The sequence below is a fragment of the Candidatus Woesearchaeota archaeon genome (genome assembly GCA_016214075.1).
Taxonomy (GTDB): domain Archaea; phylum Nanobdellota; class Nanobdellia; order Woesearchaeales; family DSVV01; genus JACRPI01.
This window is the reverse complement of record JACRPI010000005.1, coordinates 62,876-87,377: the sequence shown is the minus strand read 5'-3', so window position 1 is coordinate 87,377 and position 24,502 is coordinate 62,876. Positions and strand designations below refer to the sequence as shown.

The window sequence follows — 24,502 nt, the reverse complement described above, 5'->3', positions numbered from 1 at the left end:
GTTGTTTTTCTCTGTGAGGTGTGGGACAAAAGAGTCATGGGCTTACAAACCAATAAAATTTGTGCTTTTTTGAAGAAATGTAAGGAGAGAGAAAGAACAAAGGACAAAAGAATTACGTCAACGCAGTCAACTCTTCGTCCTCATCAGAACCGCTTGACTCTTCAGATTCTTTCTTTGCTTCCGCAGCAGAACCTGACGCGATTGCTTCAACATCCATATTTGGTTCCTGATATGCTGAAGAACATTCTGAACCGCCAAGACAGACAAGCATGTCTTCATATTCGTAGGTTAATTTTGTTCCGAATCTTATTCTTCTAATCACTGGCTCTGCTTCATTCTGATCTTCATCAACCGCATGAATCGTGATATCATAATACGCGTCGTCATCGATGACAATGTTAGAACCATCTACGGTGAGATCAAATTCGAAAAATGATGGACGTTTGTCTTCGAAACCGATTGATCGATCTGTCGCAGTGAGACCGCAGTTATTATTATCTGTTGATGATTGGTCTTTGAGTTGTCCTGCCGCTTCATCCCATTTCCATTTTGCTAAACATTGATAGCCATTATAGCCAACAATTCCTACTGATAGTGTGAGGATTTCATTCTTGTCATCCCACGCTGTAAAACCAATTGGCACAGGTTTATTATTACTATTCACATATCCTGTGGATTGCTCGATGATGGTGACTGGTTCAATAAAGTGCAATACTGGTTTGATATTGTCTCCTGTCGGTTCTGCTTTGTTCATGGTGTAGGTGAGCTTTACTGCCTGATCTTTTGGTTTCTGATCATTGGAATAAATTTTTGTTTCTCCTTGCCCATTTTCATTTATGTCTGCAAGGACGTTGATCGTGGAGGATTTGGAGGAGGTGCCTGACGCGGTTGTTGATGCAGAAGAACTATATTTTGTTGTGACATACTCTTTTCCATCATCTGTTTCTGCATCAGTTGTTGTAATTTGGAATTCTTCTTTTTCTTCTGGATTATAATTGAGGATCTCATCGCTAAATTTAATATTCTCTATCCTTTCAACCTGATTTCTATCAATTGAAGAAAGAGTATCGTATTTTGTGATACATTTGTATGCTCCATCAGTACTTAACCTACTGTATTTTTCTTTTAATTCTGTACCCCATTTATCTCCACATCCTTCAATGGAGCTATCTTTCTTACAAACATTTTCCCAAGACGTTTGATCCGTAATAGCATACAATGTTCCTTTGATTCTTATTCCATACTGCTTCTCATATACGTCTCCACTTCCTGGCTCTGCAAATGTGCTGATTTCACACGTTACTGCTTCTTTCTCATCATTCGCAGTTACTGGATAAATCCGTAATTTCATTTTATCAAATATTTCTGGTAACATAAACCCAACTTCACCATCTCCTCGAAGAATAAGTTTGCCTGTCCAATCTTGTAGTGTTTTTCCTGACCCTGACGCACTTCCAGCACCTTCATCCAACCACAATAAATAATACTGCAACCCTCTGTAATCTCCTGTTTCTGTGCCGCCAATCGCAAAGTATTCAAATTCGTCTTCGCTATTCTCAACACGGAAAAAGAAGTCATCTGGATACGCGTTCGTGACTTTTACTAACGCAGCAACTTGATTGCCTGGATAGTATGTGGTGATTTTTGGCGATAATTGTGTTCCTTGCGAACCGCTGTATAATTGGACTGTACCGCCTTCTCCATTGGCAAGATCCATAAACTCCGCGCCAACAGAGCAGGTAATTCCTTCTATTGTTGAAAATCTGCAATCCAACACAGAAATATCTCCTTTCTTTGTGATGGGTTTGACAATTTTCAGTGTTTCTTCTTCTCCACCAACACTGTAATGAAGTTGGAGTACCATCTTATTGTACCAGCTCACACTATTTTCATCAATGTACATTATATTTTCATCAAAGAAGTCATCTTTTGTCATGTAGCCAGGAACTTTTCCTTTTTGCACAAGATCGATTTTGTCGCTTCCTGTCTGCGCGCAATATTCGTCGCCTTCATAATTTTCATCGCACTCGAGCCACGCGTCTATTTCTGTTTCTCCACCAGGAACAATACCCACATACAAATTATACGCGATACTCATTCTTCCTGTAAATGGATCATATCCATATGGTCGTGATGTTGCTTCTGCCGCAGCGATTGGCGCAACAGGAACTTCTTCGACAATCGCGTCTAACGCGTCTTCAAGCACTGACCAATCCGCAGTAAACGCCGCAAGACATGCTTTATTGATAATGTCATCTGTCGAAAGACCAAGCTGATTACTCACAATATTTCCATATCTATTACTTAATCCAGAAGAAATATCTTTTGAGTTTTGCTGGAAGTTCGCAAGACGATCTTCGCTGAACAATCCTGCCGCGACGCCTGTTCCCTGACTGAGACTATTGAAAATATGCTTGAAGATTTGCGTGAGAATGTCGCACACAAAATAACTCATCAATCGTTCACAATAGCCTGCTGTTGTTTCTCCAATGAGCGCCTGCTGCAAACATTTTTTCGCGCCATACATAATTTTTAATAGGTTTTCTAAATGTCCTTTCGCTCCTGTGATACAACCACACTGAAGGCTGCCAAACAAATCTTCCGCAGGATTCATGTTAGATCCTTTTCCAACCAAACATTTGACATCATCGAATTGCGGGCATTCTTCGTTGTAGCAGCCGGGAATATTTTTCGCAGATGGCGCTTCTAATTGATCCACTGTCTTAGGAGAACACCAAACATTCTGTCCTTTCTTAGACGTCGAACCACCTATGGAGAAACCTGGCGTGTCTTCTTTTTCAAGTCCAGTAAACACGATCAATGAATTTGTTCCCTGCGGATCCGCGCATCCTTCTACGCCATACACGTCTTCCGCAGTTTTGCCACCACTTACTTTATCATCAAGCGCATAATATTTGATAGTAATCTCTTCTCCATCCTGATCAAAAGTAAACGTGTTTGGTTTTGTTGCTGAGAAATCATAGCCTCCACCAACTTTATTTTCTGCATCTGTAATTGTTTGAGGATTTGCTTTTTTTGTATCTCCATAAAATTTTTCAAATGTCGCATCTGGATTTTGTGTTGCTTTATACTCATCATATTCATCATCAAGCTCTGCTCTGATGTTATTATTTCTTACAACAGCATTATTATACCCTGCTTTACAACTCTCATCATCTTGCGCACACTCTTTAGTTTGACCCGTATCTGGATCCTTGTATTTATACAATCCTTCACTCTTTATTTTGCTATCATCACAATTCGGCGGAATCGCTGGACACAAGATTCTATCACACACCGAATACACTGTTTTCAAATTGACGTTACATTGTTCTCCAGATACGTCTTCTACATAATTGCCTCCATCAAATCCTCGCAGATAATTCCACGCAATCGTCGCGCCACACGCAACTGTTGTCCACCGCGCTGTAATCTCCAAATATTTGACTGCGGATTCGGTGACATTAATTGTTTGATCAAGCAACTCGATTGTCTGATTAATCATCGTTGGACTCAACCATTTTGTAAATGATTCTGGCTTTTGAATATCATAACTCACCGCAGGATACATGTGACAATTCGCGAGATCTCCATTGCCATCTGTGTAACTCATAAACACATCAAGATACACCCCAATCTGTTCTGGCAACTCATCAACATTGTCTTTGTATCTGTTGATGGTCACTGGCGCGTAAATGTAGACTTTTCCTGTGTCTTTGTCATACGCTGTTGTTTTGACTGTCTGCGAACTGATGCTGATATATTCATTACTGTTTTCTAATCCACCATAACTCTGCGAGTAATACATTGATTCTGCTGTTCCTATATCAACACTTGATTGCGCGATCAATTTTCCACCAGACTCATCTTCTTTGACTGTGATTTTTCCAACTTCAGGAACTCCACCACCAATGTATCTTAATTCGAATAATGAACTTCCTGTGATATCTCCCGCAGTAAGATCCTGCGTGTAAATGTTAATTGGGAATGATGTTGTTTCCGCGAGTGCCCAGTCAATACAACTTGGTTGATATTTCACTTGCTTTGTCGTGTCATATTTGTTGCCCGCTTGATCGGTGACGTTAAAAATTAATGTGTTTTTCCCGAGCAGCTGCTGATCCGCTTCTCCTGGAAACAAGGAAACAATGACGGAGAAGTTTCCATCAGTGTCCGCGACTGTTGATGTTGGAACACCAATAGTCATCGATAAAAGATCCACCATCAAACTTGTTGGATCGAGAAGCGCTTCTAATGATTGATACGGACCGGGCCCATACACATTCGCAAGATAGTCACATTCACCGTACTTTGTTTGGAATTCAGGGGTTTCACAGCCAGAGAATTCGCCATAATTCGTGACGGTGATCGCCGCGCCTGGTTCTGTATTTCCATCAATTCGGAATAATTTGTAATGCGTTTGCTCCGCAAAGCTCGTGTAGAAATCTAATTTTGGATCTTGTCGATCGACATATATTATTTTTTCATATCTCACTGTATTTGCCGCATAATCTTGCGCTTCTATTGCAAACGTATGGTTTGTTGTCGATGTTCCCACATCCACCTGATAACTGAAAAATCCTGTTTCATCACTGACATAAATTGATCCTTTACTTTTTTCATCAATGAGGAATGTGACTGTCGCGTTTTGTTCTGTATATCCTGAAACATTGACTTTGTTTGTGTTGATATAGGTTGGAATATCGTTGAGGGTGAGTAAAGGTGAACCAAGATCTGTATCGATTGTGTAGGTTTTTACCGCTTTGTTATTATTTTCATCCCAAGAATCAATCTCGACAATGTTTCTTCCTTTCACGCCCTCCACATAACTGTACGCGTTTAAGGTGACATTTGCTTCAAACTGCGTGCCTGTCGCAGTCATCATTACTTGCGCATATGGATTACTTTCTTTGTTCACAAAAATGTATATTTTTCCATTCTCTGCTGTTGCTCCCTTTAGCGTGAGCGTTGCGCTGCTTACTAATGATGGAACATCTTCGAGATCAAGGAAATCATACAAACTTTCTGATGTGGTGAAATTGTAGATATCGCTTTCTGTGCTGTCTACGACAACCTTATAGTAATATGTCATGCCGCTGAGAAGATCACTGAGTTGTTCGCTGTGCTGCACTTGTTCTGTATCTTCTCTTTTTGACTCTGAGAAAGAATCATCTGTGCTGTATTCGATAGAACCGCGTGTTTCATAATTTGTTGTCCAGCTAATTTCCACAGTACTTCGTGTTGGATCACTGGATTCGACATTCATGATTTCAATCGCTGTTTCATCGCCCAATGTTTTGAAATAATATATTTCTGCTCCTGTTGATGACGCTGCAATGATTTCATAATAATACGTTGTGTCTTCCTGCAAATCTTTCAATGTGAACTCATGCGTTGTCGTGAGATCGCTATCTTTCTGCGAGAGATTTAATACTGTTTTAGTTGTGCCATACTTTATTGTCGCATTTGTTTCTCTGTCTGTCTGCCACGAAACAACTGCTGTTGTTTTGGTGATTTCATTTGCCTGCACAAATGTCATATTCACTGGCTGCTCTTTTGTTGTCACAGAAATTTCTTCTGACGCCGCGCTTTCTCGTCCATATTTATCCACCGCGGTGACTTTGAATGTGTAAGTTGTTTTGTAACTTAATGCGCTTGTTTCATACTCTTCTCCTGGCGCAACCGCGGAAAGCGCTCCATTGCGATAGACATTGTAATATTGCGCGCCATCTGGTTCAGTCCACGATAAAGTGACGTAATTTATGTCTACATCCGCTTCCAAATCTTCTGGCGCTTTTGGCAATGTCGTGAAATTCATGTACGTTGACGTATAGGTTCCCGCGCTGTCTGTTGCCTGAATATTGTAATAATAATACTGATTATCTTCAATGTTTGTGATTGACGCTTCATGCGCTGTTGCCTGCCCTGCTGTTGACGCGACACTCTGCATTCCAGATGTTGTTTTTCCATAATTAATAATGCCTGTTGACGCAGTGTCTGTTGTCCAACCAATTGTCGCGGTTGTGTCTGTTACTTCGACAACAATCGAGCTTGGATTCACCGACACCGCAAAGGCAACAGGGAGTGTTGTGAAGAGGAGTGAGAGAACTAGCGCGACGAAGAATTTACTGAATTTTCTGCTTCTTGATTTTGTTTTCATTTTTGACCTTTTATTCGCCACTTGACTAGTTTAATTCGCCTCGCTGCTTGATCACAATTCATCTCTTTTTTATTTTTTAATAAATGTATAAATTGTGTTGTAGGTCTTTGCTGGTGCGTGTTGTATATTTCTGATGCGTGTTTTTTTCTTTACTTAACGATTGTTTTTTTACTTGTCTTCTCATTTACGACAATATCGGCGCATACTCTTGTGACGCGCTCTCTGCCCACTGGATTGCCTCTAAATAATTTTCATCTGTTGGCACAAGGACATCCTTGACAGGAACATAGAGTTGAACACGCATTGATCCACTCACCGCATTCGCTGTTGGTGTCCAATTATACACATAACTTCCTATAAACCTATCGTCTTTCATCAACTTAATATCCACTGCATAGGTAATATCATCTCCGACAAGGAGCTCGAAATTATCAAAACCTACTTCCTGCTCTGGTGTTTCTTCATCAGCACTTGCTTCTCGCACCATCACGCGCTCAAATTCATTTGCTTCATTTTTCAAAGTAATGACCGCAAGCTCGCCTTCTTCCATCGCACGCTCTGTAATCACGTTGTTATGATTCTGGATGACAGTGATTGCGTAATCTAATGGTTGCACGCGATACATTGGAAGCAAAATTGTTCCTCCGTCTGTGTCTTGTGATACTGTCTGGAACATTTTTGTCGTGTGATACCCCTCTTTCTCCGCAATGATCTGTCCATTCGCGCACGTTGGGAATGGTGACGATAAAAGAGGATAGCCCACAAGACTTTCTCCACTGCCATACATTGTCGCGCCGACATCGCAAAGGAATTGGACACACTGGTAACTTATTGAGACATTGTTCAGGATTTCATCAAAACCGTAGACACTATCCATCGCGACAATGTCTAATGTGTACAGCCAATTATCCACTGTTGTTTCTTCTGTGCTGATTGTTCCATCCTCGCTTTGGAGATACGCTGTCGCGGTTGTTGTATTACTACAGTATGCTTTGCTTCGCACAGCGTCAATTTCACTCGGCCACGGCTGCATTGTTCGCTCTCTGTCTGGCTCATTTCTTCGCATGATCACTGGTGTCGCAAAAAAGAATGGATACTCGCTGCTCTCTTCGTCAGTAATTTCGAACAAGATTGGAAATTCTGTCGTGTATTTGTGATGATACACATGAATACATGGAATCGCAATTGTCGGACCTACCATTTTTATGTCTGTTACAATGCCATTGATGTTTGGCTGGACATCCAAAGACATATCCCAACTTGGATTATATGTTGTTTCGACTTTCAAAGTATCGACATCTCCTGCGCCCACATCTACTTTGTAAATATTGTCATAGTATAAATCTCCTGTTTCTTCATAGCTTGTTCCTTCAAACATGATGAATTGTATATTTGTCGTGACTGCTTGCTGGATGTAGGATTTCATATCATTTATTTTCCAACGCTTCGGCGCGCAGGTAAAATCAAGCCCTTCATACGGTAACCAATCTGACGCCGCAATAATTTCATCTGTGTAAAATTCCAAAAATCCTTCTTCATTTTCTGTTTTCATAATTTGATACGCCAAAAAGAGTTTATTGCCAATACTGTTTTCTACTTCGACTTTGATTGTTGGGAGAGTAGTTGTGGTTGCGCCATCACCCACTTGTGTCGCGAGATCTATGTCTATCATGACAGTGTTTTGTTGCACTTCTATTTTCGCTGTTGTGTTTTGTTCTGGAATTTTCGCAAAATCAAATTCGTCATCAAACGCCGCGAAATTGTTGAGACAATTGTTTATGTTTTGTTCAAGATATGTCGAGAGATCCGCTTCCAGTTTTGCGAGCGTCACAGAACGATCTTGTCCCGCAAGATACCAATATGGCACTGGAAATCCCGCGTTGAGATACGCTTCCTTTTCTTCATATTGCGGATAGACATATCCACCATTCATCCCTGCTTGAAAAATACCTTGTAAGAGGACATCTTCTGTGCATTGCTCCGCGTATTTCGCGACAGGAACAAATTGTTCTGGAAGATTTTTGTACTTGAAAATTTCTGATGTGAAATAGGTAAATATCCCTACACTTACTAAGATAAAGAGTCCCAATATGATGAACACCGTCACTTGCGCTTTTTTTTGCATTTTTTTGTGTTTCACGTTGATTTTTTTCATTTTCTTATTCTTAAGGTTATTGTTTTTCCTGCGCTTTTTTGATGACTGCCCAAATATACTGTTTTGTCCACGTGAAGTATGCCGCAAAACAGAGGACGTACCAGACAAAATAGAGCGCGCTTGGAAGGATTAACAACAGGGTGACTACCCACATCATCGCGACTGTTCCCGCAAGCATGATGAGATGCGGGATGATGAATTTGTAGCATTGTTTGATTCCTACTTCCCAAAATAATCTCCACGTTTCTGTGTACTTCTCTGTCATGGTAAATAATGGATGCGCGAGATTCATGGTGTATATGAACAGAAGCGGCGCGACAAAGAAAAACATGATGTTAAACGTGTCGAGGACAAACGCGTAATAACTTCCCACAAGGAAAAGAACAATTCCTACAATAATAGTGAGATTCAGGAGCGCGAATTGTCCCAGCTGCGTGAGGAGTTTTTTGTGCTCTTGATGTTTTTTTTGAATTTTTAACCAAATGAAATGTTTGAAGATCACATAATTTGCGAATAAGAGAAGACCAATGACAATAGTGTATACTTTGAATTCTGTCCATTGATCAAGCATAGATCCTGCCTGCGTGACAAAATCATTAGTGGACGCAAAGATTTCATCGCGTAAAAGCGATGCCGCGTCGAGAAGTTGAAGCGCCTGCGGAAGGACTTTGTACACATAAAACGATCCGACGAATAACAAGATGGAATAATAGATAAAGTCTAACAAGATGATGTGTATGATAGATTTGTCTAGCGCTTTCCAACTTTGTATAATCGCAAAGCTCTTGCTTTCTTTTTCCCCCACCAGTATCCCCTCTTTTTTTACTTTAATTTATGATCAGTAAAATTTATATACTTTACATGTTTTATTTACGTTTATGGATAAAAAATTATTGTTTGCCCTTACTAAAAAAGAACAAAAACTCATACATGAAATTGAAAAAGCGAAAAGAGACCCCGAGTTTGTCAAAGCACTGAAAGCGTTCATTAGATACCACTCTTCTTAAGGATTTTTTCTCTAAACACATTATAAAGCAGATAATCCGGATTTCTAAATCCCATTTTGTGATTTACCATTTCATACGCATGCAATGCGCCATCACTAAACATTGTTCGCCGATCATCAGAAACAACCAAATCTAATTGATGCAGTGTTGCACAGGAGACCATAAGAAAATCATTATGCAACTCCAAAGCACTAAAATTTCCCCCTCCTTTTCGGTACTCTTGATAATATAACTTCGCTAAATTTTCCATGAGAGAATTTATTTTTAACACATGATTTTCTTTAGTGATTAAAGAGCTATAAAGAGATAGTCCAAACAGACGTACCTTTTTTTCTTTCGTCTTATTTAACAAAGATTTAGGTGTCGCACGAAGTTCTTTTCTGATGAGCTCATTTCCATAAATGATAAATTCATTATTTTTTCTTCTTTCTAATAATAGCGCAAACAAAAGAGTATCATCTACTAATTTCCCATACACACTTGTATCCAGCAATATTCTTTTTTCCATTGTATTACCCTGTGATCGCACAATCATAATCATTTCCTGCAACAGGTGTTTCAAACCCAGCGCCATGCACTAAGCTGACACAGGTTGGTGTACTTCCATCTGCAAAGACAACACACGCTTGATCGTAGAGACAGATTTCTTGCTCGCACTCGAAAATCATATCCTGCGCTCCTGCTCCTGCATAATGGAACGCGAAGTATCCGCCCGCAAGTAATGAGCCGTAATCGTAAAATGTATCGACTGATGTTTCTCCTGTACAACTATTGTAGAGATAGGTTTGCCACTCCACTGATTGATTTGCTAATAATTTTACTGTGTAGGCATAGCGGAACATGTCTTCTGTAATTTCTTCTTTTTCTCCTTCTATAATCACTGTTCTGCTGTTCGCGATTAATTGTGACTGAAGCTGATCCACTGACGCGTTCATTGTCACTCGTGTCCAGCCGTCTTGTTTGTAGTATTCCAACCCAAAGATGTACGCGCAAATTCCCGCTGGCACTCCTCTACTCCAGCCTCCAAGCTTTTCATCGAGCCATCCATTGAGCCAGCCTGCGATAAGTCCTTGCACTTTTGCTTCTTGTTCCGCGTACATACGATTCATGAACGCTGTTTGGCGTGCGGTTGCGGAGATTTGCGTATCGCCAGATTTTAATTGACAAGCAGAATTATCAGGCTTCTTACATATTTCCATTTGTTTTTGAATACCTTCTTGTATATCTTCATCTGCTTTTTTTGCATCAGTGATCGCATCTGAGAAATCAGATGTATCTCCAGAATATTTTACTTTTGCAGTACAAATACCATGTTCATCTATGGTAGTACATTGATAATATGTTGGTTTACCAAGAGGTGTTCCTTTTTCTTTTAGGATGTTAATTGTGGTAGTAGTCCCGTCTTGCTTACTTACAGTTACAGAAGTTCCAGTATTTCCGTCTTTATCATGGAAGATATACGTTCCTTCACTTGTTTTTCCTGAGTAATAACCTGAAGCGACATCGTAGGTGACTCCTTTTGTACTCTCACTCAGATCTAAGTATGCGTTGATTGCGGTTTCTTCGCCGTAGAGGTCTTCTCCTGTCACTCCACCGCCAATTTCTGTTGCTGTTTTTTGATATGCTTCCATTTTTTTCGCAGTTGATCTTCTTTCTTCTTCATTGCTAAGTACTGCACTAAACACAGGAAGAACTTTATCGTCTGTACCTAAAAAAGCAGACTCGATTGATCCAGTCTTTACTAATTTCTCCCCTTCATATTTCCAGATTACGCCCGCTTCATCTGTGTAAAATTTCGTACCCCCACTTGTTTTCTCTGCATAATACTCTCCACCAATCTCCACTATTTTATATTCGTAAGTATAGCCACCAATCTTTACAGTGAGTGTGTTTGTGTCTTCAGCATAGTCAAAAGTTTCTACTTTACCTGCTTTGCTTACAGTCTGTGCGTCTGCTGTTGTTGCAGCTTTTACATTAAATGGACTAGCTGTTTCATCAGCAATCTTCGTTCTTATGTATGCTGCATCTTCCCCTATAGTGTAGGTGGAGATTACAGAAAAATCAGTTTCAAGGTTAATAACAGTCTTCTTTGCACTCCTAGGTACATGCTCATTCATATACGTTACAGCATCTCCATATGAACTAAAGGCTTTACCTAACTCTGTATCTGTTTCTGAATTTTTTACATAATAATTTCCATTATGATAATAGAGGTAATCTTCGTAAATAACATTATCCGTACCGTCATAATAAAGATAAGAGACTTGATTTCCTTCTTCAAACGTCGTCATCCCTGTCACATTATTATTTCCTGATCTCGTCAACAACATCGCTGTCGCTACTATCAAAAACATAATCACAAACAAACTTCCGTAATATTTTTTTTGGTGGGATTTCATTCCAATTTCCTGTGTGTTTTTCCTTCTCTTTTTTGTATTTTTTATTTACTAATAATTATATAAATATACTATGTGGATGTTGCTGGTGCGTGTACCTTGCACTGCTTGGCGATTTGTTGCTTTTTTATAGTAAGATTTAAATATAATACTTGCGTTATGAGTGGTATGAAACAAGAAAAATCGTTGGCAGAGGATAAAAAAGTACAAAAGCTGCTCAGAGATATTGAAAACGCTAAGAAAGATCCTGAATTCGTTAAAGCTTTGAAGCGTTTTATTAAATTGAGTGCTCATCGTAGTTGATTTCCTCCCACATACTTTTTAAAATTTTCATAAGTGTAAAATTCAGGAGTTCTTAATTGATATTGAGTGTTTACTTGAGAAAATGCTGCCTTCGCTTTATCTGATACCATAGTTCTCTTATCATTAGAAACAATAAGATCTAATTTATGAAATGACGCAAGAGCAACAAGCGTAAAGTCAACAAGCAACTCATCAAAGGAGAAGCTTCCTTTTTTTTGTTTATATGCTTCAAAATATTTATGCGCAATGAGAAGAATAAGATCTGTGTTTTGGAGTGTGTGGTTCTCTTTTCTAATAAAAGCATCGTAAACAGAAAGCGCAAATGTTCTTTTACTTTTTCCCTGAAATTTTGCCTTTTTAGAAATGTCACGCAACTCCTGCCTAATAATAGTAGAACCATATACCACAAAGAAAGAAGGGACTAATATCAGTAATCGAGACAAAAATTCCTTATCTTCCATTAATCTTCCATACACATTTGTATCGAGCAGTATTCGTTTCATAGAGGAATCACCGCCATCCCCACCAAATCCTTATTTTCATAATTCGTCAACAACATCGCTGTCGCTACTATCAAAAACATATCTCTGAGGCGATTTATTATTGAATGGGTATATCGCCTCAGAGGGATAGTAAACGCACTACTCCTATCACAATTATTTAGTGCGTTTACTATAATCACAAACAAACTTCCGTAATATTTTCTTTGGTGGGATTTCATTCCAATTTCCTGTGTGTTTTTCCTTCTCTTTTTTGTATTTTTTATTTACTAATAATTATATAAATATACTATGTGGATGTTGCTGGTGCGTGTATCTTGCACTGCTTGGCGATTTGTTGCTTTTTTATAGTAAAATTTAAATATAATGGTTGCGTTATTGTTATTATGGAAAAGAAAACAAAGTATAAATGGAAAACAGTAAAAGCGTTTATTAAAGAGGTCGAGGAAGCTAAAAAAGATCCCGAGTTTATGAAAGCATTGCGCGCATTCATTAAATACCACCCTTCTTAAGTAATTTATCTCTAAATGTAATATAGTGCATATAATTTGGATTTTGAAAACCTTGTTTTTGATTAACCCATTTGTACGCAGCAAGAGCAGCTGTGCTGAGCATCGTCCGCTTATCATCTGAGATAACAATATCTAAATTATGCAATGTTGCACATGCAACTATCAGGAAATCATTTTTGATCTCTGCTTCTCCAACTCCACCACCTCTTATCTTATATCCATTCATGTATAATTGCGCCAAACATTCAATAAAATTATTCACTCTCAAAGTATGATTCGCTTTTGTTATAAGGTTATCATAGACATATAATGTATACAACCTAATCTTCTGACCTTTTTTATCTGTCGCTTTCTTTGATATCGCGCGAAGTTCTTTTCTAATAACATCAGTACCATAAACAACAAGATTATTACACGTTTTTTGATCTAGTAATAAAGGAAAAATGAATGTATCTTCAACTAGTTTCCCATACACATTTGTATCAAGCAGTATTCTTTTTTCCATTTTCTACCCATAACTCGGTGTTGTTCCTAACTGATCGCCAATATTTGTTTCCACATCTGTTTCTAACGCGTCCTGCTGTTCTTCAGCAGTTTCATTGCCTGTCAAATTCCAATTCATGTTAAACAAGCCTTGTACAGTATTTACTGTATCGACCACTGTGGTGACTATTGTCGTTAATGCCATAATGCCCCGCCATGTACTACACAATGGGATTGGATTTGCTTCGCTATCTTCTCCTGTCGGACAATTGAACACTGTTTCTTTGATGAAGTCAAAGACTTGTCCCACTGCATTCGCAACAACAAGATTCTTCAATCCGTAAAACCAATGCCAGAAGAACGCATTCACGACATTCTGACAAATCTGCGCGCTGAGGAACTGCTCACACTGCATGACATCTTCTCCTTTCGCGACCGCGACATTCAAGCACGTATTGTAGGCAATCAAAATTTGATAATACACATTCAACTGCGCGTATAATCCTGGCACACAAGGAGGATTGCAAACTAACGCAATCACTAAGTTTTCTCGTGGATTGAAGGGGAAGGTGAATTTTTGTCCGAGCAAGTTTGGAACCCATTCTCCACCAACATAGCCACCTATTGTTTCTGTTTCTCCTCTCTGTCCTTTCAACAGTAATTCGTTCCAGTTTTCTGAACAACTTTCGCAGAGGACAGTGTCGCAAAGGTATCCTAAACTAAGCATCTTGTATTTGTTCGAGAATGGAGCACCGCCGCTTCTATATTGGTTTTCCATTACCCCTGTATCTCCTACTTCTGTCTGCGTGATTGTTTCTCCTTTTGCAGAAGCAACTTCATCCTTTGAATAATATCCGTACCATACATTGTTTAGTGTATTCGTGACTTTCACACCACCTGCAACAACACCTGTCGCTTCTCCGACTGCCAATGTGTTTATTGCTTTCAAAATAGTCACTAAATTATTCGCAATGACGCGAACTCCATTAATCGGACTGCAAATCTTTGTTCCCCATTCTGTCCATTTTCCGAGGAAGTTGGTGATTTTTCCCAATGTTTCAATAAATTTCGCCATTGTCTGAATTTTATCCACAGACGCAAGACTTGGCTCTGTATACAAACCACCCATCAACGGAACAGAGGTTGTAATATTTACTTCTTCATCTGGTGAATAAATATCCGCGTACATCGATCGCGCCTGCGTGACTGTCGCAGTACAAGTAATTTCGATTGTACTTCCTTCACTCACGGTCATATTTACTTTTCCATAAAAGAACGACGGAATGTTGACGAGCGCATATTTCGCGCTTTTATCTGCTGTGTCATAATAATATTGTCCGACAATCGCCGCGTCATACATACTGACCGCAGCTGTCTGATTTTCCGCAAGGAACACTCCTGCCTGACAGGATTGGATTTGGTACGCATGGATGTAGGGAACAGTTCCTGACGCTGATTCTAACTCTGTGTCTAATCGAATAATCGTGCCACTGCTCGTGAAATACAAAAAGTTTGGATTCAAATACGGAAGATCATCAACGTCTGCTTCCGCGTCCCAATAATCTACTTCGCCTTCAACAATGCTGACAACATGACTTTCCGCGACGACATCGTCATCATCGCTGTCTTTTGTGTTGCCCGCGTTATCTGTCGCAATCATCGTGAGCTCAACATCTTCTCCAGTATCAAGCGCTCCTGTATATTCCCAATAACATTCCCAAATATTATCATTGACTTCTGTACAATAGGACGCTTCTTCATTTTCATTGCTGTCTTCAAAGGCGCTATAATCCGCAAGAACATTGCTTTCTTCTAATCCGCTGACATCCTCTTCAAGATACGCGAGGATATAAACGACATCGCCTTCTGTAATGACATCCGCTTCTCTGCCGAGCGCGCCCATGGTGACGTTCAGAAAGATTGGCGCTTCTTCATCGTAGACAAATGATACTTCTTCCACTGTTGTAGCGTCGAAATCATTGCCCGCGTCATCTGTCACCACATCTGGCACAATATCAATATTTTCTCCGTGCGACACTGAACTTGGAATCGCAAAGCTTTCCCAGTAGCAATACCAGCTTGTGCCAGATTGAGAACATGAATCTGCCTGCTTGCTTCCTAACTGCAATTCACTCAGATCAAGATATACATTGAGATCATCAAACCCGCTTCCGTCTTCTTGAATTTCTAACGTGAGTGTATTATTCTTTGCATTGAAATAATCATCAAACGCAGAAGTGAGGCTTACCACAATCGGCGCTGTGCTGTCTTCAATAAATCCCACTGTTTTTGTGAGGACATTGCTATTTCCCGCATTGTCTTCTGCATAAATTTTTACTGTCGCACTTGTTTCTGCTGTGTCTACATATATATCCCATGAGCAAATGAACAAACCATCTTCATACTCATCACACGCCGCTTCCATTTCATTATAATCTTCTTCAATTTCATCGTTGAGATTGGAGAGATTCGCATAGACTGTGCTTGTGTCTAATCCAGCGCCTGTTTCTGTGATGTTGACAGAAACTGTCGCGTGAATTGCTGTATCGCTGATGTGCTCGATAGGGTTTTGGTTATCATCTTTTATGACAAAGGATGATGTGGAAATTGAAGGACCTTGGCTGTCAACAGTAATACTACTGCAACGTTTGTTCGTGTTTTGCACATTATCGTAGATGTAAAGACAGATTTGTTGCGCACCTTCACTCGCCCCAAGATCAGTGACTGATGTTTCGAAAACAGTTTCATAATCACAATCTCCTGCTTCACCATTTATTGAAATGTTTTGCTTGATTGTGTTGTTCATCCATATTTCCAAGCGATCAAAACCGCTGCACACATCACTGCCACATGATGTACATGTTTCATCTTCCAATTCAACAGAAATGTTTACCGCGTCGGTAAAATAATTTGGATACCTTGCGCTTACGAATGTTGGATTTTCTCCATCAATGTACACTGTTGTTTCTTCTTCCGCAGCAATACTGCTGTCGTCATCTATTACTGATATGGTGAGGGTTTTTTCTGCCGCTGTTCTATCCGCTGTACTTGTCGTGTATGCGCAGATGTAGTCATCGCCATCTTGTTCGCAGCTGTCAAACGCTTCTTTTTTACCGAACACATTAACATAAATATTGTCTTCTGAGAAGTTTGCGAATGTGTCGGTTTCAGTATCAGGTGTCACTTCTACTTCTACTGCAAGGTAATCATCGTACGTGCTGAGGTAGCCGGCGACCTCATCTTTTCCCGCGTAGGAGTTTATGGTCATTGTTGTTGACGCAAACGCAACAGGGAGAGAAGTAAATAGGAAGATCATGAAGAGCGCTATTAATTGTTTGATTCTTTTTTGTTTCATTGTTTTCGCTTCGTTTTTTTCTCGTTAAAATTGTTTGCGTGATTATTTTATATTTACACTAACTCCATAAAACCCCATTGCACTCAAGTGCAATGGGTCCCCCTGACAGTACAAGGTCTTGAGGGTGAGTGTTGTGTATTTGTAGTGCTTTTTCTGTTTTCTTTTTTTCTTCTGCGTGCTGTGTCTTCTGTATCATTTTATTACTCCACATTCGGCTCCACTAACTCTGGCAATAAATTCGCACATGCTTCTCGATGTAATAATGGCGCGCCTACTTGCTCCACAGTTGTTGGCGGTCCTTCGTCAAACACACTGAACTGTACCATATCATCGCTTTCTAATTCCGCCGCAGTCACATTCCAAAGGAACACCGCACCGCCAGTGAACGTTTGTGGAATTAACACATCCTCTTCTGGATAATAAATCGTTTCTGTTCCAACTGTTGATGTTGTTTGCAATGATTCACTGTTTGCTTTAATTGTCATTTCTCCCATATATCGTTCTTCTCTAAGCAACATAATATCTACATAATATTCTCCTGGCGCAATATCCAATGTCGTTGGTTCACCTGTCGCAACTTCATACACCGCGATCGGCGCTGCGTTCAACATTCCATTTTCTGTGTCGAGTTTTGTTAAGCTGATAATCGCTGATTCGTAGCTAAAAAATTCTTTTGGATCCATATTCACGTTGCACGCGATCACATTTCCAGCTTCATCGAGATGCACGCCAATACCTTCTTCATTTGTTGGACCTGGCGGCGCAATGAAATATTTCTGAATAGTGATTTCTCTTGTGTACACTTTATCTAATTTGATTGTTTCTTCAAAGGATTTTCCCTGCACAATGTCTCCTGTCGCCGCGCTCTTCTCCACATAATTTGGATGCTGCACCGTAATCACACCAGATCCAATGCATGGAGGGAATGTCGTGGAGAGTTCTCCATTCTCATCTGTTGTTCCCATGTGACAGGTGTCTGCAAATTTATTCACCGCGCTTACTGTTCCATTTATGTCATACTCATACACATACGTTGGACCGCACTGGAATGTAATCACTGCGCCGTCTACAGGTGCGCCTTTTGGATCTTCTACCGTGACTGTACTTTCTCCACTCAGACGTTGCTCTGGATCACACTGATACGTTGGCTCATCTGTTGTTTCTGGAATTCTATACACGTCTCTAAGCACGTCGTTCAGTTTTACTCTCGGATAATTATTTTTAATGACGACTTGCATCGGGAACTGGAACACAAACGCATTGCCTTCAATTGTACTTTCCGGATCAACAACAGAAACAACAACAGGGTATTTGAGGTTGTAAAGATAATTGTACTCAAACATACAAAGATTCGCGATGAGGATATTGATTTCAAAAACACTTGGCTGAAGAAGTCCATACCCTACATTGTTTCCAAAATATAATTCCATAGGATAATTTGTTTGATAATTTATCGACGCAGTCATGGTGTCGTAGGACATATCCCCAAGAAGCTGTTCATCAAGATATTGCGTGAATCCATCGAAAACTCCTTGTCTGAGCTCCCGTGTTTCATCATCCGCTTCCATTTTTTTATCAATTGTAATTTCGCCATAGTTTGTTCCCGCGATTTTTAGATAAGGAATATTTCCCGCAAGCATTTGCTGCACATCAGTCTCGACCGCATTATAAAACCAAAAGACGCGATTCGCGCATGGCTCAAATCTGAGACCGCCTGCCATCGGCGGAAGATACTCTTTGTCCACCTGACTGTACATCGCGAGGAGATTTCTTGTCTGCTGCTCGAGGAAAAGCGTATCGAGTTCATGCTCCGCAATTCCTCTCGCGAGCGTGTATGATTTTTTTAGCGCAACTGGAACAAGCGCGGAGAACGATTCTTGCGTTGTTGTCGCACTTTCCTGGATTATATTTATCGGAAGTGTCGCGGTGATGTCCACGCTGTTTTCGTTGAGTGTTGTTTCTATACTGAGATTTCCTGTTTGTTCTATTTCTAGTCCTGCTTGAGTTAACGCTTCAAAATTGTTGAGACAATCTGGCATTTTTTCTTCGATGTATCGTTCTATTTGATCTTGGATTGAATTATCTCCTTCAACAGTCTTTTCTAATTCTGGAATTGCGACACGATCAATACCATCTGCTTTCTGATAATACCAGTATGGAAGCTGTTGTTTTCCGTTCGCGAGGAGGAGGACATCGCTGTTAAATGGAGTGAGTTGCAGGATTTCTTTTTCTTTATCGCTCAATGCTTCTTCGTAGAGATACCCACCACGCTGACCTGCTAAAAGCACTGCTTCTTCTGTGACGTCAACGAGACATTGCTGGATATATGCCGTCACCGGATCTTCAGAAAGCTCGAATGTTGGTGTTTTTTTGAACTGCGTTTGAAAATAAATAATTGTCGCGACTGTCGCAATAAGGAGAATTCCGATTATAATAAAGACCGTGACTTGCGCTTTTTTGGAATGAAAAATATGTTTACTGACCCTCTTTTTCACAACATCTCCCCTTTTCCCGAACAATAAGAGATTTTTGGGGTTTAGAGATATATAAAGGTTTGGAAATTGTCGAGAGAGAAATTAGAGAGCAGAATATCTGCTTTGATAGCCCGCAACAAATTTATCCGCAACATAATGAGCAAGAATATGATTCTGAGGAACTGCGCGAGCGCTTTCACGCAACTTGAGACGAAGCAACGCCACTGCATCTGCGTCAACAGGAGCTCCCTCTTGGAGACATCTTTCAACAGATTGTTCAAAATTCCTTCCAATTGGTGTTCCATAAAATCGATCTGTCGCTACTTTTTCTGTCAAAAGCTGAAGCAAGTCATGCGGATCAACACCATCAACGCTTGTAATCATCATCTCCAGCGCCGCGTCAAGCAAGAGCTGGCGAAGAATAAGCGCTTCCTCAATAACAGCAGGATTGTCTTGCGCTTCAAGATGAGCATACCATGCTTGAGAATTTGTAGCAACCGCGTATTGTATACACCCCACATCTTCCCACGATGAAAGAGATGTAATAATTGTTCCTCTTTCTAGACCTGAAACTACTGCTTGGTACGCATCTCTTGGATCCCCTTGATAATCCACAATATCGCTGAGTCGCACTAACGCTGTTGTTTCTGTCATCGTACTTTATTGTCTTGAGCGGTGTTATTTAAAGGTTATTGTTGGTGTTGCTACTGGAGGAGAGTAGTTTGAGAAGTTAGAAAGAAAAGGAGAAAACTTTATTAAGCACTGTATCTAAATAGATACATATGTACCTAAAAAGAAACAGCGAATTGGATGTCTTGCAACTGTATCTCAAAGATTATAAGAAGAAATTTTATTTGCGGGAGATAAGTGTCTTAACAAAAATACCTTTGAAAACCACACAAAATATTGTTGGAGCACTGGAAAATGCAAAGATTCTCAAAAGCACGATTGAAGGCAAAAATAAATACTTTGCACTGCATCTTGATACCTTGGAGACAAAATGGTCTCTTACTCATGCAGAACTCTACAAAACGCAGCTTTTCTTGAGAAAGTATCCCCTTTTTAGTACCTTTCTTAAGGCATTACATACGGAGGGAATTATTGTTCTTTTCGGAAGCTTTGCGAGAGGAACTGCAACGAAAGATTCTGATTGTGATCTTTTGATACTTTCTGATAAAAAAGAAGAACTATCCTTGCATTTATTGCCGTACAAAGTACATGACATACGAATGACGCTTGAATCGTACAAAAAGGCAAAAGACGAAACATTAATCAAAGAAATAGAAGATAATCACATTATTTTTAATAATCATTCAACATATGTCAATATTAAGTGGAGGAAATATGGAGAATAAAAAATTGCACTGGTGTTTTGGACTAAAAGATGGTCTGAAAATTGAAGAGCCGAGCGAACGGCTTGCAAAATCATACTTAGAAGAAGCAAAAGCGTCTTTGAAGCGAGCAGAGAAGAATTTTGCTGATGGAGATTTACTCTGGACAACTGTTGTTATTTATTACGCTGAATACTATGCACTCTATTCTTTTCTTCAACGAATTGGGATAAAATGTGAGAATCATACGTGCTCTATCTTGGCTACGAGTATTCTTCTTGGGGAAGACGTAGTAAACACAATAAATACGCACAAAAACAAACGCATTGACGCACAGTATTACATGCGCGTGGATAAACAAGAAGAAGTTGCAACGATGTTGCGAGATGCAAAAGTATTTGTTATTCAGTTTGACGCGCAAGTGAGTGGGCTTAGTGAGAATGATATTGGAGCGTTTAGGAAGAAGATCCTTTAATTTATTTTTTAAAATATTTTCCCCTTACATAAGTAATTCCCGCAGTTCCAACACTTGCAGCAACTAACGCGCCTATTCCTACTCCCTGAAAAAAAGCACTTACTTTTGCATCAAGGTATTTGTGAGTTAATATTCTCTGACCATCAGAATTAACAACATACGCACTTTCTCCTTTTTGAGTTTCATAATCATCAGGCGTATGCGCATGACCATTGTATACTCCACCAACAATTGCTCCTGCACAAGTAAGTTGCATTACTATAGCAATTTCACCAACATATTTAGATAATTTACTTGACATTTTATGAGAGTAGATAACCTTAATTTATAAAGTTTATTACAATAACCACTTTCCAATGACAACTGATTAAACGGCACATTTCTGAGCGCTTAAAACATCCGGCCAAAACAAAAGGTTTATATATAAGCAGTGCGTATATTAATATCCTAAAAAGCAAACGAGTATACGAAAAAGTATATCAGTTGTGTGGCAAAAACGATTTTGTCGCTTGAAAGGGACTGATGTGCAATAAATCGAGGGTGTAGGATATGGAAAGTGAATTGTTAACATTGGGAATTTTGTTCTTCTTCGCAATAGTCGGTGGAGTCATCGCAAAACGCTTCAAACAACCAGCTGTCCTTGGTCTTCTTCTCGTCGGCGCAATCGTCGGACCAAACACGCTAGGCATTGTTTCCAATCAAGAATGGATCGACATGATCATTGAATTTGGCGCAATATTATTGTTGTTCGTTGTTGGATTAGAGTTTGACCTTTCAAAACTTGTTAAACTTGGTTTCAAAGGAGTGACCATCGCTGTCTTAAAAACAGGCATCGCATTTTTCATTGGCTATCAAACCGCATCATTATTTGGGTATGAACCAATCGTGGGTATTTTCGCTGGCGCAGTATTATCTTTCTCCAGCACTGTTGTCATTGTCAAAGTTTTAGAACAAAAAGCATTGTATAACAGACAAGAAACACCATTGCTCCTCACTGTTCTTGTTATTGAAGATGTTCTCGCAGTCATCGCATTAATTTTCTTCTCCAGCCTTCAAAACAGCACGGACGCAAACATTCTCGCGATGGTTGAACATATGATCATCGCGTTAAGCACATTGCTCATCGCATATTTTATTATGCTTCGCGTTTCCGCGTATCTTTTCAGATGGCTTATCAAAAACGGCAGCGATGATATCACGACATTCCTCGCGCTTGGGTTTTGCATTGGATTCAGCACGCTTGCATATTTTCTTGGATTATCTCCAAGCGCAGGCGCGTTCCTCGCAGGAAGCATCATCGCATCATTACCACAAGCAAAATCATTTGAGCATGCAGTCGCTCCATACTCTCTTATCTTTAGTTCCTTATTTTTCATCGCGATGGGAACACTCGTGAATTTCAAAAGCATCGCTCCAAACGCATGGTTCATTGTCGCGCTCCTTATCGCAGTCATCATATCCAGATTCATCGCAGTCGGACTTGTCAGCTATGTCTTCGCTGGCTTCCGAGGAAACCAAATCTTTTTTTCCAGCCTCGCGATGATCTCTGTCGGAGAATTCGCATTGCTCATCGCAAAACAAAGCAGCGGCTTTGGCATGTCCATTGATATTGTGACCATTACTTCCGTCATTATCTTCGCAACTGCAATCATTATGTCGATCAGCGTCGCGTCCAGCAGCCGTGTCAGTGATGTATGGAGCGCAACAAAAACCCCTATGTATTTGAACAACAGCTTTTCACAGCTCGCAACGTATGTCCGCAGCTTTTTTGACCAGATTGACACAGAAAACGCTGAAACAAAGAAATTCAAAACAGCATTTTTCAGCACCGCATTTTCCTTATTGCTGCTTGCATACATTTTTGTTGGCTGGGACAAAGGAGTTGGTCTTGCACAGACATTTGAACTCTCTTCAACAATCATCTATTTGATCCATGCTGGCTTTGTTGTTATCACTCTCCTCGCGCTTGTCGTGATCTACAAAAAAATACGCCACACCCAGGAAACGCTTGTCAAAGTCCTTACTGGCATTGACCGCATGATGAACCACAGAAAATCACAGCGCATTTTACAAAACCTGTTTTTTGTCAGCGTGTTTTTTGTCAGCGCATTGTTTTTCCCCTTGATCATGTACATTGCACATTTCCCTACATGGACAAATGTTGTTTCGTTTGTGTTGCTCGGCATTAGCTTTGCCTTTTTCAACTTGACAACGCGCATCTTGAGCACGTATAAGACAAACAATTACGCAAGCGGTAGATTATACAATGGGATTAGCTTACAGCAATTGTACAAATCTCAGGAAGTGTACAGAACAGCGCCAAAAGGATTTGCGCAGAAAAAAGCTCAATAATGATCATAGGCTTTGTTTATGGTTGGTTCATCCAGAATTAACTTTGAACAAAACATTCGATGGCTCAATCGAAGAATTTGTTTTTTTGCTGAGTGACGGACGTTGCTCAGCAGGGATTTTTTTTATTCTGTCAATCGTTTCACTTCAATAGAAATCGCTTTTTCTAAAACCTTAATGTATAATGGACATTCTTTGTACTCCAGTTTCTGTTTTTTACAGAACTCTATTATGTGTTCTTTTTCTTTGTCTGTTTTGTACGTGACAAAAATACTTAACCCTTCCGCGTCTTCATGAATCATTTCGAAGTGTTCTTGTTTACACAATGCTTTGATTTCCTTTGTCTTTTTTAGTATGAATTGTAATCGTTGCGGAGCAGCTTTGATTTTTTCGAGCAGGATAGCGTAGTCTATGATGTTTATGCTGATGAGACTCAGAATATCTGATTCCTTAATTTCCTTTGTTATAATGCCTTCTTTTGCGCTCAGAAAGCCCCCATGACCGACATCCGCGATCTTCCATTTTCCAAAACTTGCGACGATGATGTCGGATAGGTTTCCATTGCATAATATTGAATGTGTTAAGGAGCCTGAAGCGTCTTCGATTATGAGGATATTATTTTCTTTGCAGACTTGCGCGATTGCTTCGATATCCTGCGGCGCCGCATAGCCTGCAAAACTCGAGAAGAGTAATGCCGCGTTCTTGTGCTTTTGGAGTTCGTTTGTGCTAATGAGTCCGTAGGTTGTTTTGAGTTCTGTGATTTTTAAATCGAGAAGTTTTGGGAATGTTTTATAGGAAAGCCATCCTCCCTGATCGGGGATGAGTACTTCTTTACAGCCACGCTGTTTTGCGATTGATAACGCGCCGAATATCGCAGCGTTTCCACTGTTTGTTATTTTTACCACAGGATGCTTTGTGTATGTTTGCAAGAGTTTGAGACATTTGTCTTTGAGGTGTTTCTCTTGTTGATCTTTCAACTGTTTTTCGTCCATGAATGGGAATTAA

Annotated in this window: 16 protein-coding genes; 3 read left to right on the top strand and 13 right to left on the bottom strand. The window is 39.9% G+C overall.

Annotation, left to right across the window (positions count from 1 at the left end; all coding sequences use genetic code 11):
* Positions 1–112 precede the first annotated feature (112 nt).
* The 11 genes from HZC31_01245 to HZC31_01195 all read right to left on the bottom strand — a co-directional run bounded on the left by HZC31_01245 (position 113) and on the right by HZC31_01195 (position 19,996).
* On the bottom strand, positions 113–6,157 hold the full coding sequence (locus HZC31_01245) for a fibronectin type III domain-containing protein (GenBank protein MBI5001990.1): 6,045 nt from the start codon (positions 6,155–6,157) through the stop codon (positions 113–115).
* Between the two features lie 184 nt (positions 6,158–6,341).
* The gene (locus tag HZC31_01240) at positions 6,342–8,297 is read right to left on the bottom strand and encodes a hypothetical protein (GenBank protein ID MBI5001989.1); all 1,956 of its coding nucleotides are present in this window, start codon (positions 8,295–8,297) and stop codon (positions 6,342–6,344) included.
* Between the two features lie 31 nt (positions 8,298–8,328).
* Positions 8,329–9,117 (bottom strand): hypothetical protein, encoded by a 789-nt coding sequence (locus tag HZC31_01235; protein ID MBI5001988.1) that lies wholly within the window; start codon positions 9,115–9,117, stop codon positions 8,329–8,331.
* A gap of 182 nt (positions 9,118–9,299) precedes the next feature.
* The gene (locus HZC31_01230; GenBank protein MBI5001987.1) at positions 9,300–9,827 is read right to left on the bottom strand and encodes a hypothetical protein; all 528 of its coding nucleotides are present in this window, start codon (positions 9,825–9,827) and stop codon (positions 9,300–9,302) included.
* A gap of 4 nt (positions 9,828–9,831) precedes the next feature.
* Positions 9,832–11,718 (bottom strand): hypothetical protein, encoded by a 1,887-nt coding sequence (locus HZC31_01225; protein MBI5001986.1) that lies wholly within the window; start codon positions 11,716–11,718, stop codon positions 9,832–9,834.
* A 287-nt stretch (positions 11,719–12,005) separates the two neighbouring features.
* Positions 12,006–12,521 (bottom strand): PIN domain-containing protein, encoded by a 516-nt coding sequence (locus HZC31_01220; protein ID MBI5001985.1) that lies wholly within the window; start codon positions 12,519–12,521, stop codon positions 12,006–12,008.
* Positions 12,518–12,739, bottom strand: a complete 222-nt coding sequence (locus HZC31_01215) for a hypothetical protein (GenBank protein MBI5001984.1) — start codon at positions 12,737–12,739, stop codon at positions 12,518–12,520. The genes HZC31_01220 and HZC31_01215 overlap by 4 nt, the downstream gene beginning before the upstream one ends.
* Before the next feature lie 271 nt (positions 12,740–13,010).
* Entirely contained in the window at positions 13,011–13,535 is a 525-nt protein-coding gene (locus HZC31_01210) for a hypothetical protein (GenBank protein ID MBI5001983.1), read from the bottom strand.
* Positions 13,536–13,538: 3 nt separating this feature from the next.
* Positions 13,539–16,868 (bottom strand): hypothetical protein, encoded by a 3,330-nt coding sequence (locus HZC31_01205; protein MBI5001982.1) that lies wholly within the window; start codon positions 16,866–16,868, stop codon positions 13,539–13,541.
* A gap of 200 nt (positions 16,869–17,068) precedes the next feature.
* On the bottom strand, positions 17,069–19,363 hold the full coding sequence (locus tag HZC31_01200) for a hypothetical protein (GenBank protein MBI5001981.1): 2,295 nt from the start codon (positions 19,361–19,363) through the stop codon (positions 17,069–17,071).
* Between the two features lie 81 nt (positions 19,364–19,444).
* Positions 19,445–19,996 (bottom strand): hypothetical protein, encoded by a 552-nt coding sequence (locus tag HZC31_01195; protein MBI5001980.1) that lies wholly within the window; start codon positions 19,994–19,996, stop codon positions 19,445–19,447.
* A 128-nt stretch (positions 19,997–20,124) separates the two neighbouring features.
* Between HZC31_01195 and HZC31_01190 the strand changes: the two genes are divergently transcribed.
* Both HZC31_01190 and HZC31_01185 read left to right on the top strand, forming a co-directional pair.
* Positions 20,125–20,697: a nucleotidyltransferase domain-containing protein gene (locus HZC31_01190; protein MBI5001979.1), complete on the top strand. Its 573-nt coding sequence runs from the start codon at positions 20,125–20,127 to the stop codon at positions 20,695–20,697.
* Positions 20,687–21,148, top strand: a complete 462-nt coding sequence (locus tag HZC31_01185; protein ID MBI5001978.1) for a HEPN domain-containing protein — start codon at positions 20,687–20,689, stop codon at positions 21,146–21,148. The genes HZC31_01190 and HZC31_01185 overlap by 11 nt, the downstream gene beginning before the upstream one ends.
* A 1-nt stretch (position 21,149) precedes the next feature.
* On the opposite strand, the gene HZC31_01180 is transcribed toward HZC31_01185, so the two are convergent.
* Complete coding sequence (locus HZC31_01180) at positions 21,150–21,449, bottom strand: hypothetical protein (GenBank protein ID MBI5001977.1); 300 nt, start codon at positions 21,447–21,449, stop codon at positions 21,150–21,152.
* A gap of 248 nt (positions 21,450–21,697) precedes the next feature.
* Here HZC31_01180 and HZC31_01175 point away from each other — a divergent pair, with 248 nt between their 5' ends.
* A complete protein-coding gene (locus HZC31_01175) occupies positions 21,698–23,500 on the top strand; it encodes a cation:proton antiporter (GenBank protein ID MBI5001976.1) in 1,803 nt (600 codons plus the stop codon).
* Between the two features lie 122 nt (positions 23,501–23,622).
* Here HZC31_01175 and HZC31_01170 read toward each other — a convergent pair whose 3' ends face one another.
* Positions 23,623–24,489 (bottom strand): DegT/DnrJ/EryC1/StrS family aminotransferase, encoded by an 867-nt coding sequence (locus HZC31_01170; GenBank protein MBI5001975.1) that lies wholly within the window; start codon positions 24,487–24,489, stop codon positions 23,623–23,625.
* Positions 24,490–24,502: the final 13 nt, after the last annotated feature.